This is a genomic window from Azospirillum griseum (assembly GCF_003966125.1).
Classification (GTDB): Bacteria; Pseudomonadota; Alphaproteobacteria; order Azospirillales; family Azospirillaceae; genus Azospirillum; species Azospirillum griseum.
In genome coordinates this window covers 96,732-105,526 of record NZ_RXMA01000021.1, presented here as the reverse complement: position 1 = coordinate 105,526, position 8,795 = coordinate 96,732, and the positions used below count along the sequence as shown (strand labels likewise).

At 66.0% G+C, this 8,795-nt stretch carries 6 protein-coding genes; 1 reads left to right on the top strand and 5 read right to left on the bottom strand.

The features are described 5' to 3' along the window. Positions 1-1,688: beta strand repeat-containing protein (locus EJ903_RS27015; protein ID WP_174237331.1), on the top strand; the 1,688-nt coding region annotated here is incomplete at its 5' end. Between the two features lie 202 nt (positions 1,689-1,890). On the opposite strand, the gene EJ903_RS19250 is transcribed toward EJ903_RS27015, so the two are convergent. The 5 genes from EJ903_RS19250 to EJ903_RS19230 are packed head-to-tail and all read right to left on the bottom strand — an operon-like array spanning position 1,891 to position 8,782. Continuing rightward, positions 1,891-3,819 (bottom strand): beta-galactosidase, encoded by a 1,929-nt coding sequence (locus EJ903_RS19250; protein ID WP_126618480.1) that lies wholly within the window; start codon positions 3,817-3,819, stop codon positions 1,891-1,893. Continuing rightward, the gene (locus EJ903_RS19245) at positions 3,819-4,922 is read right to left on the bottom strand and encodes an ABC transporter ATP-binding protein (protein ID WP_126618478.1); all 1,104 of its coding nucleotides are present in this window, start codon (positions 4,920-4,922) and stop codon (positions 3,819-3,821) included. The genes EJ903_RS19250 and EJ903_RS19245 overlap by 1 nt, the downstream gene beginning before the upstream one ends. Next, entirely contained in the window at positions 4,915-7,026 is a 2,112-nt protein-coding gene (locus tag EJ903_RS19240; RefSeq protein WP_126618476.1) for an alpha-galactosidase, read from the bottom strand. The genes EJ903_RS19245 and EJ903_RS19240 overlap by 8 nt, the downstream gene beginning before the upstream one ends. Beyond that, on the bottom strand, positions 7,023-7,832 hold the full coding sequence (locus EJ903_RS19235; RefSeq protein ID WP_210211483.1) for a carbohydrate ABC transporter permease: 810 nt from the start codon (positions 7,830-7,832) through the stop codon (positions 7,023-7,025). The genes EJ903_RS19240 and EJ903_RS19235 overlap by 4 nt, the downstream gene beginning before the upstream one ends. A gap of 41 nt (positions 7,833-7,873) precedes the next feature. After that, the gene (locus tag EJ903_RS19230) at positions 7,874-8,782 is read right to left on the bottom strand and encodes a carbohydrate ABC transporter permease (RefSeq protein WP_246015752.1); all 909 of its coding nucleotides are present in this window, start codon (positions 8,780-8,782) and stop codon (positions 7,874-7,876) included. Between the last annotated feature and the right edge of the window lie 13 nt (positions 8,783-8,795).

Here is an 8,795-nt window from a genome sequence, read left to right as displayed (position 1 = left end):
GCGGGACCACCCTGCGCATCAGCGGCATCGAAACCCTGACCGGCGGCACCGGCACCGACAGCGTGCTGTTGGGCGACGGCGGCGGGACTGTGATGGTCCTCGGCATTGAGACGCTGACCGGCGGCAGCGGCATTGACTGGGTGTTCCTGGACGACACCGGCAACACCCTGCAACTGGTTGCGGGCATCGAACTGCTGATCGGTGGCAGCGGAACCGATGTGGTCAGCACTGGCGCGGGCGGCTCGACCCTGCTCACCCGTGGCGTCGAGACGCTGCTCGGCGGGATCGGCATCGACGCGATCACCCTCGGCGATACCACGAACACACTCACCGTGTCGGGCGTGGAGACGCTGACCGGTGGTGCCGCCACCGACACCGTCTTCACCGGCACGGCTGGGACGACGATGACGGTCGGCGCGGTCGAAATCCTGGTGGGCGGTGTCGGCACCGACGCCGCGACCTTGGCGGCGGGGGGCAACACCATCACGCTGCGCGGCATCGAGACGCTGACCGGTGGCGGCGGCACCGACTGGGTGTTCCTGGGCAACACCGGCAACACCATGCAGTTGCTGGGCGGCGTCGAGCTGTTGATCGGCGGCAGTGGCACCGATGTGGTCAGCACCGGCGCGGACGGGACGACCCTGCTGACCCGTGGTGTCGAGACCCTGGTCGGCGGTGTCGGCAACGACGTCATCACCCTGGGGGACACGCCGAACACGCTCACCCTGTCGGGAACTGAAACCTTGATCGGCGGTGCCGCCACCGACACGGTTTTCACCGGATCGGCGGGGACGACGATGACGGTCAGCGCCGTCGAGTTCCTGGTGGGCGGTGTCGGCACCGATGCAGCGACCTTGGCGGCGGAGGGCAACACCATCACGCTGCGCGGCATCGAAACCCTGACCGGCGGGGACGGCACCGACTGGGTGTTCCTGGGCGACACCGGCAACGGCCTGCGGTTGCTTTCGGGCGTCGAACTGCTGATTGGCGGCAGCGGCACCGATGTGGTGAGCACCGGCCCGGATGGTTCAACCCTGCTCACCCGCGCCATCGAGACGCTGATTGGCGGGGCTGGCAACGACGTCATCACCCTCGGCGACACCCAAAACACGCTCACCCTGACAGGGGTGGAGACGCTGACCGGTGGCGTTGCCACCGACCGGGTGGTCGTCACAGCGGGTTCGATCCGCTATGATGGACGAGGCGGCGGCGACGCGCTCGCCCTTGCCGCAGGCAACGGCACGGATCAGGTGGTGATCAGTGCTCTGAACGAGGCCGGGGCGGCCGGTGCCATCACTGTGGGCAATTTCCAGACAGGCACCGACATGGTGGTCCTGACCGGTGTGGTGCGCGCGGCCGTGGACAAGAACGCCGATGGCGGTCTGATCACAGCGACGGCGGCGACCAACGGGGTGAACATCACCGACAACGAGTTGGTGATTCTCTCCTCTGTGGTCAGCGGCAGTCTGACAGACGCCGATCTGGTCAATTTCCGGACGGCCCTGGGCACAGTGATCAACACAGCGGCGGGGAGATCGGTGCTGGTGCTGGCCAACAACGGCAGCAACACCGGCCTCTACCAAGTGATCGATGCCGACGGCAACAGTCAGGTGAACGCCACGGAAGTCCGTCTGCTCGGTGTGTTTACCGGTGCCACCCTGAACCTTAGCGATCTGTCGCTGGGCTGATCGGAGCGACACCTATTTCCATCAGGACATCGCCGTGTTGCAAGGGGGTGGGAACGGCAAGGACCCGGCCCACCCAGCCCGTTGATCAGGAGCTATGCAGGAATCCGGGGGCATCGGGGTCTCGGCTTCAGCGGGCCGACTCTATACACGCTCTCCCCTCCCGACCGCCACCAGAACGGCCTTTTCTGCACCAACGCCCCCTTCAGCGCCAGATGGAGACCTCCTGTGGTTTCAGCAGGTTGCTGCCCAACAGGAGCGTCCCCTGAGTGGGGACAAGCCAATCTTCCGTGCCGTAGTTGAACGCAAAGGTCAGATCCCCACGACGGCGCAACCGGACATGGGCAGGCAGATCAACGACCGGCAAACCGGCCACTCCCGCCATGTGGTGCATGACGGCCGACAACAGGGCTTCATCCGGCCAAGCGGCGAGGCAGTGATGGCCGTTCGTGGCGGTGAAGGCCGGATCGCCGTCGGCGAAACGGGCCAACACCGTGCCGGTGGTGGTCAGATGCTCCCGCCAACGGATGGCTGTTCCGGAGACGGTGCCTTCGACGGGTACGGCAAGACCCGGACGCAGGGAAGCGACCTGGGTCACCCGGTTGCCGGTCAATCCGGCGAGGGGACCGGGTGGCAGAGTGTCGGGAATCCGGAAGGTGTCGTCCCGCGACCCTGTGCGTGGTCCGTAGAGAACAGGGGCCGTTGCCGTCGCGAACGCGGTCAGCGCCGCCGGGGTGACGTGGATCAGGCTGGGGACCAGCACCAACGCATACCCAGCGAGCGACGCGCCCGGCGGAACAACGTCGATGTCGAGGCCAAGACGGCGCACCGCCTCGTACCAGCGAAGAACCAGCTCCTCATAACAGAAATCCTTGCCCTGCGGCTGGATCGCCGTGGTCCAGGCGGTGGCGTAATCGTAAACCAACGCGACCGGCGACCGGCAGGTGTCGGGCAGCGGACCAAGCGCCGCCAGTTCATCCGCCGTCTGCCCGGCCTCCCGACCGCCGACCGACCATTCGTCCAGTCCCGGCAGGTTGAGGCCGGCGTGCATCTGCTCCTGTGCGAAGGGAGCCTGACGCCAACGGAAATAGCTGACCACATCGGCACCATGGGCCAGGGCCTCCCACGTCCACAGCCGCACCATGCCCGGTTTGGGAACCGGATTCCAAGGTGCCCAGTTCACCGGGCCGGGCTGCTGCTCCATCACCCAGAACCGCCCGTGCCCGACCCCACGGTACAGGTCGTGGTGGAAGGGTGCGATGTCGGGATGGGAGGTTTCCGCCCACAGCGCGCGCTCCGCGTCGGTGAAGGGGAACCGTTCGACAAAGCCGATGGGGTAGCTGTCCCACGACGCAAAGTCGAGGTTCGCGCCAACCTGGAAATGGTCGAAATCGGTGATGAACCCCATGAAATTGTGGGTGATGAAACGGCCCGGCGCGTGCGCCCGCAGGATGTCCACCTGCATGCGGTCATAGGCCGCCACCTGATCGGAGCAAAAGCGTTGGAAGTCCAGGCGGGCCGCCGGGTTGACCTCTGTCACCGCCTGGTTCGGCAGTTCGACCTCGTCAAAGCTGTTCACCTCCATCGACCAAAAGACTGCGCCCCACGCCTCGTTCAGTCGCTCGGGCGTCTGGTAGCGGCGGCGCAGCCACTGGCGGAAGGCCCGGCGATCCTCCGGTCCCCAGGATACGGTGGTGCTGTGGCAGCCGTATTCGTTGTCCGTTTGCCAGCCAACGACGCCCGGATGGTCGCCGTAACGGCGGGCGACGATCTCCACGATGCGGGCGCTCTCCCGCCACCACGTTCCAGAGGAGAAGCTGTAATGGCGGCGGGAGCCGAATCCGCGCACGTGCCCCTGTTCGTCATAGGGCAGAATGTCGGGGTGCGCGTCGATCAGCCATTTCGGTGGTGTGGCCGTCGGTGTGCCCAGCACGATCTTCAGCCCGGCCTTGTGCAGAACGTCGATCGCCCGGTCCAGCCAATCGAAGGTGAAGCGGTCGCGCGACGGCTCCAGCCGCGACCACGCGAACTCCCCGATGCGGACATGGGTGAGGCCAAGCTCCCGCATCCGATGGGCGTCAACGCTCCAACGGGATTCGGGCCAATGTTCGGGGTAATAGCAGACGCCCAGCATTATGATCTCAAATCTCCGTTGAGGATCGCCAGCCCGTCACGGTCGAACAGGTGGCAGGCGGCGGCGTTGACGCCGATGGCAAGCGTGTCCCCCGGCCGGGCCTGCGCCAGACCATCGGCCTTGACGGTCGCCTCGGCGCCGTCCGGCAAGGTGACGACAATCAGGGTTTCCGAACCGAGATGCTCGGTCAGCCGCACCCGGCCGGTCAGTGTGGCGTCGCCCATCCCGGTGGCGGACAGATGCTCCGGGCGGATGCCCAGGCGCATTCCCGTGTCGAACGAGGCGCGGGGGACGTCCGGCGCGCGCAGCGTCAGCGCGACACCGCCCGGCAGGGTGACGACGACGCGGCCGTCGTCGGCCGACGCCGCCGTCACCGGCAGGATGTTCATCGTTGGCGAGCCGATGAAACCGGCGACGAACAGGTTGCGCGGCCGATGGTACAGGTCCAGCGGCGCGCCAATCTGTTCGACGCACCCGGCCGACAGAACCACGATGGTGTCAGCCATGGTCATGGCCTCCACCTGATCGTGGGTGACATAGATCATCGTCGCCTTCAGGTCCTGGTGCAGCGCCAACAGCTCGGTGCGCATCTGGACGCGCAGCGCCGCGTCCAGATTCGACAGCGGTTCGTCGAACAGAAACACCTCTGGTTCGCGCACGATGGCGCGGCCGATGGCCACGCGCTGGCGTTGTCCGCCCGAAAGTTGGGCCGGCTTGCGATCCAACAGGGGATCGAGCCGCAGCATCCGGGCGGCGTTTCGCGTGCGCTCTTCGATCAGGGACGCCGGGTGGCCGGTCATCTTGAGACCGAAGCCGATGTTGTCACGCACCGTCATGTGCGGATAGAGCGCGTAGGATTGGAACACCATGGCCACGCCGCGATCCGATGGGTCGACGCGGGTCATGTCGGCCCCGCCGATGGACAAGCTGCCATCGTTGATGTCCTCCAGACCGGCGATCAAGCGCAGCAGCGTGGATTTTCCGCAGCCCGACGGGCCGACGAACACGCAGAACGCACCATCCGCGATGGTCAGGTCGACCCCCTTTATGACGCTGACGCCTCCGAACACCTTGCGCACGCCGCGCAAGCAAATCTCAGCCATTGGCCGTATCCCTCACAATCGGTTCGAGTTCGAGCAGGATCGCGCTTTCGGGGCGCAGCATCGGCAGCGGCAGGCCGCTGCGGTCGAGCGTGGCCAGGTTGAAGGCGATCGCCCCGGACAGCAGGCGGCGCTGCCCATCGGACAGGCGGACGAAGGCTGGGTCGGACGGATGGACGGCGCTGATGCGCCACCGGCCGCCGCGCCCGGCAACCGGGGGAGGAAGCGTCAGCGGCAACGACTGTTCCGCAATCATCTGCGGCCCCTGGGCAACGAACAGGACGATGCGGTCGGCCCCTGCCGCCCCCCAGGCGTAACGGCCATCCACCGGATCCAGATGGAAGGCCGCGCCCGGCGCGTGGAGCAGCGGGCGCAGGCGTTTGTGGTGGGCGATCCAGCCAGCCAGCTCCGCCGTCTCTGCCGGTGTCAGGGTCAGCGGGTTCAACTCAACGCCCATGTGGTAGGCCATGGCGACCAGCGCCCGAAAGGCCAGGGTGTGGCGGCGGCCCGTCTGGTGATTCGGGCTGGCCGACACATGGCTGCCAAGAATCTCCGGCGGCAGGAACGCCGATGCCCCGCGTTGGATCTCCAGCCGTTCCAACGCGTCGGTGCAATCGGATGTCCACACCCGGTGGGTGCGGGCCAGCACGCCGCAGTCGATCCGCCCCCCGCCGGACGCGCAGCTTTCAATTTCAACCGTCGGGTGGGCGGCGCGCACGCGGTCGATCAGCGCGTAGAGCGCGCGTGTCTGTGCTGTGGTCTGCGCGGTCCCGTCCCGACCGCCGACATGGGTCAGATCGCGGTTCATGTCCCATTTCACAGAGGACACGGCGTGGTTGGCCAGAATCGCGTCGATCTTATGAAACAGATGGTCGGCGACCTCCGGCCGCGTCAGGTCCAACACCAGTTGCGACCGCGATGGGCGCGGGGCGTAACCATCGACCCGCAGCGCCCAATCCGGATGGCTCCGGTACAGCCGGGACTCCGGGTTGACCATCTCCGGTTCCAACCACAGGCCAAACTGCAGGCCAAGGCCGGTGACATGGTCGATCAACGGCCCCAGACCGGCGGGGTATTTGCGCGGGTCAACGTCCCAATCGCCCAGGCTGGTGGTGTCGTCGTCGCGTTGACCAAACCATCCGTCGTCGAGCACGAACCGTTCGATGCCCAGCGCGGCGGCGGCGGTCGCCTGCGCCTTCAGCGAATCCAGCCGGTGGTCGAAGTAATTGCCTTCCCACGTGTTGAGCGTCACCGGGCGTGGGGTCGCGCGGCCGCCCGGCCAGGGAATCAGGCTGTCACGGACAAAGGCGTGAAAGGCGGCGCTGTCGGGACCGGCGTAGGCAACCGGGCTGTCGTACCGTGCGCCGGGGGGAAGGATCATTTCGCCCGGTTCGAACAGCGCGCCGAGATGGATGAGGCGGCGGCCATCGTCGATGCGGTCGATGACGATCAGGTGGTTGCCGCTCCACCCCAGCGCAAGGGCGAACCGCTGGCCGGACCCCGCGATCATGATCATCGGCACCCGATCGTGCGAGGTGCGGCCACGGCGGTTTTCACGCACCCACATCCCTTCGCCAAGGCGGTCGCGGCGAGTCTGGAACTCACGCCCCCACATGCCGGTGAAGCTGATGACCTCGGCCTCGCCAGCGGGGGCGAGAAAGGTGGCCGAGGCGCAGCGGTCGAGCGTGTAGGGCGCATCCCCCTCGTTGGTCAGCCGTGAGGCCATGGCGATGACGCCGGACGGGAAGGATTCCAGCACGATCGACAGCGCGATCCGGGCGACCGGGTCGCGCGCGGTCAAGGTGGTGCGGCTTCCCGCGCGGTCGACCCGCCACCCGGACAATTCCAGAAGAAAATCCCGCCCGTTCCGATGACCGGCGATGGCGGGCCAGCCAAAGAAACCGAGGCCACCGACCGGCAACAGAACAGCGGCTGGAACCGCCGCGTCCATGCCATTGACGCGGCTTGATCGTTCGATGTCGGCCAGCGGGTTTTCCGTCACCGGCGGCCCGCCGCAGGCGACGATGTCCGGCATTCCGGTCGGCGGCAGGCGCAGCGACAGGGCAAAAGCGCCGCCGCCAACCGTCACGGTCGTGTCTTGGGTCATCCCTTGGTCGCTCCCAGCGTGAGGCCGGCGATGAAATGGCGTTGCATCAGGAAGAACATCGCGACCGGCGGCAGGGCCGCGACAAGAGAACCGGCCGACACCAGATGCCAGGCGGCAACCCATTGACCGTTCAGGGAATAGAGACCCGCCGTGACCGGCATCGCCTGTTGACCCTGAACCAGAACGGTTGCCCAGAAATAATCATTCCACACGAAGGTGAAAATCAGCACGGACAGCGCGGCGATTGCCGGGCGCATCAGCGGCAGCACGACGAAACGGAAGATGCGCCACTCCGACACGCCTTCGACCCGCGCCGCCTCGATCAGCGCGAAGGGCAGGCCGACGATGAAATTCCGCATGAACAGCGTGCAGAATCCGGTTTGGAAAGCGACGTGGAAGAGAACAAGGCCAGTGACGGTGTCGTACAGCCCCATGCTCAATGTCAGGTCGCGCACAGGGACCATCAGGATCTGGAACGGGATGAAGTTGCCCGCGACGAACAGAAAGAACAGGACCGTGCCCCCCCGAAAACGGTAGACGGCCAGCGCAAAGCCGCTGAGGCAGGACAACGCCACCGCGCCGATCACCGTTGGGACCGTCACCTTGAAGGAATTCAGGATGTACAGGCCAATCGGCGAATCCCGGAACACCGCCGTGTAATTCTCCACCCCGGCGAAGCCGGACGGCAGGCCGAAGTAATTCCCGGCGGCCAGATCGGCCACCGGCCGGACCGAGGTTACGGCGACACCGATCAGCGGCAACAGCCAGACGATCAGCGCGATGGGCAGCAGCAGAGGATACGCCATCCGAACCCAGGGCGGCGCCTTTTGAATGGGTGTGGGAAACATCAGGCACCCCTTTCCCGCGACAGCAGGCGGACCAGGAACAGCGAAATGAAGATCATCATGATCGCGAACAGGACGACGGCGATCGCCGCGCCATAGCCCATGCGGAACCCGTATTCCGACAGCGCCTGTTCGAACATGTAGTAGGACAGGACCCGGCTGGACCCATACGGACCACCCGCCGTCATGATCGACACAAGGTCGAAGGAGCGCAGCGCCCCGATCACCGTCACGACCAGCGCGATGAAGGTGGCTGGCCGCAGTTGCGGCAGAACGATGTGCCAGAGCATCGCCAGCCCGCGCGCGCCGTCCATGCGCGCCGCTTCCACCTGTTCAGGGTTCAGGGTGTTGAGGCCGGTCAGGTAGAGGATCATGCAGTAGGCGGCCTGCGGCCACAGCCCGGCGGCGATGATGCCGAAGGTCACGAAACGTTCATCGGCCAGCACGGCGATGTCGGCCCCGGTGAGCGTCTTGATCAGTGCCGACAGCAGACCGAAATCCGGCGCGTAAAACCAGGTGAAGATCAGGCCGACAACCACTTGGCTGATCACGAACGGGAAAAAGAACAGCGATTTGTACAGACGGATGCCGAAGACGGTCTGGTTGAGGAACAGCGCCGTCGCCAAGCCGAACGGGATCGCCAGGAGATAGAGCGCCAGCCACAGAAGATTGTTCTTCAGGGAGACATAGAACGCGTCGTCGGACAGAAGTTCGGCGTAATTGCCGAACCCGACCCAGCGCATGGCGCCAAGGCCGTCCCAGTCGTAGAGACTGATGCGGATGGATTGCAGGATGGGCAGCAGCACGTACACGGTGAACATCACCATGCCGGGCAGCAGGAAAAGCCACGGTGTCAGGTGCCGTTGATGGCGTGTCCAGAAACCGCGCGGTGTCGGGTTGGGTGTGCGCACGGGCGAATGGCCT